Below are 1,854 nucleotides of genomic sequence, written 5' to 3' on the forward strand. Positions count from 1 at the left end.
TCTGTTAGCTCTATATTCCCTTTGTAGCCCTCAGAAAGTTTAAATAGTTGTTTCTTGCCACCGTAATAGGTAGTTGTATTTTCTACAGATATGTCCTTGTCATCTTTGGCCACCCTCACAAAGTCATCCACGTAAGGTCCATAATGATTAAAATGCCATTGTGCATCTGTAATTTGTCGCCCGTAGTCTATCGAGCTTTTCCAGTCCATAAGATATATCATTTTGGTAAGCCGAGAGGCCGAAAGCTCAGCTTTATGTGGATATTCTTTTAATAAATACTTTACTATGTTGGTGATAACGTTTTTCATTAAAAGCCCTCCTCTCTGGCTGATTCCAGAGTTGGGATATGCTCATCTAAAGACTCGATTAAAGCTGCTAGATTCGTTTTTTCTTGATCATTCAACAACCGTCTCAGTTTCCCAAATGGCAACCCATTAGTCTTCAAGGATTCAAACAAGACAACCGCTGTTGTTTCATTCTTTGAGTTTTTTAACCTTACTCCATAAAATGCTCGGCTCTTCATTCGTATCTTCGCAAGTTCTTCTTCTGTGAAATTGTAGTTTTCCACATTGTAATTAATCCATTTTTGGAGATCTTCTTCCGGATCTGGTGCATTAGCATCTTCAAAAACACCCACTTCCCATGCCCGAGATATTCCGCCTTGCTCTCTTGGATAAAGTCGAGAGGGCTTACTGTTAAAGACCTCATTCTCAGAATATCGACCGATACAAGAAAACATGTTCATATCCAGTTTATATAGACTTACTCTCTCATTAACAGTCAAACCAAGATGATTGCTATATGAATACAACCAATTACTAAAAAGCCGATAACAGTTGATTGATTTACTCTCACTCTCCTGCTTAAGAGCAGAATAGGACTCATATAATTCTTTACACTTTCGCCTCATCAACGCCAAGGACACATGGCTACCTAAACCGCTCCATATCAGGCACACGACGCTCACAACTAGAACTACGATCAGCCAAGTTCCCGCAGAGCATAATAATAACAGATGCTCTCTCAAGACTTCTGGAAGCCAACGTCTAACAGTTACTTGTAAGCTCTCAGGTATACCTATATAGGCAAAACCTATTGCACTAATGATAGCTGGGATAAGACCCGCACCTGCGATTTTGTAGCCCCATCGTTTATAAAATGGCAATTCTTCAAGTGCTATTTCCATTATTATTCGCTATATCCTAGTTTTCCAGTTGCGCTCTAACGCCCGCAACACTGGACGAATTGAAGCGCAGCGAAAATTTGTTCCGAGTGCTTGCGATTGTTAACACTCATTAGATTGATTTACCAAGCTTTATGAATAATGCCATGTAAGTAAGCTGAATTTCTTCCATCAATTTTCTCACTTATTCAGAATGCTCTTCGCCCCAATTAGTATCATCCCATTCAACAATACCTGTACACACTGAAATGCAGTTCTGTAGTTTGATTAGCTCCATTGACATATTAGCGTCGGCTAAAATACTTACATATGCTGACACCCTAGCTAGGGCAGAATCAGCTTCATCCTGAAGCTTTACATCCGCAAAGAATCTATCGCGTATCCTCTGGTCGAATAGTTGTTTATTGAATGAATCGCCAGAACTGCACATTGAGTAGTACGCTTTTATAAGCGATAACGTATTGCTGTAGATAGGCTCTAGCTCTTTGACTACTTGATCGATAATATCCTTTTTAATTTCAGCCATCCGCTTTCCATCTTCGAAACGATGAGTCTCTCGCTGTAGGCTTAAGTCTTTTTCGCTCTGTAATTCAGCTACTTTTATTGATATTTCCTTAGCATTCTTATTTCCCAAGTAACCGAATATAGCTCCTAAAACTGCTACAACGTAT

The 1,854-nt window shown here is 39.5% G+C and carries 3 protein-coding genes; all 3 read right to left on the reverse strand.

The window, feature by feature from the left end:
• Positions 1–308 (reverse strand): type II toxin-antitoxin system antitoxin SocA domain-containing protein (locus BZG79_RS15080; protein WP_199878014.1); only part of this gene is annotated, 308 nt, incomplete at its 3' end.
• Positions 308–1,186: a hypothetical protein gene (locus tag BZG79_RS15085; protein ID WP_077774815.1), complete on the reverse strand. Its 879-nt coding sequence runs from the start codon at positions 1,184–1,186 to the stop codon at positions 308–310. The genes BZG79_RS15080 and BZG79_RS15085, both read right to left, overlap by 1 nt.
• Before the next feature lie 181 nt (positions 1,187–1,367).
• A partial coding sequence (locus BZG79_RS15090) for a hypothetical protein (protein ID WP_199878015.1) occupies positions 1,368–1,854 on the reverse strand: 487 nt, incomplete at its 5' end.

The sequence above is a fragment of the Salinivibrio sp. MA427 genome, from assembly GCF_001996115.1.
GTDB lineage: Bacteria > Pseudomonadota > Gammaproteobacteria > Enterobacterales > Vibrionaceae > Salinivibrio > Salinivibrio costicola.

Excerpts from the sequence above, each read along its gene's own strand:
- BZG79_RS15085 (WP_077774815.1), bottom strand. The coding sequence starts at position 1,186 with ATGGAAATAGCACTTGAAGAATTGCCATTTTATAAACGATGGGGCTAC.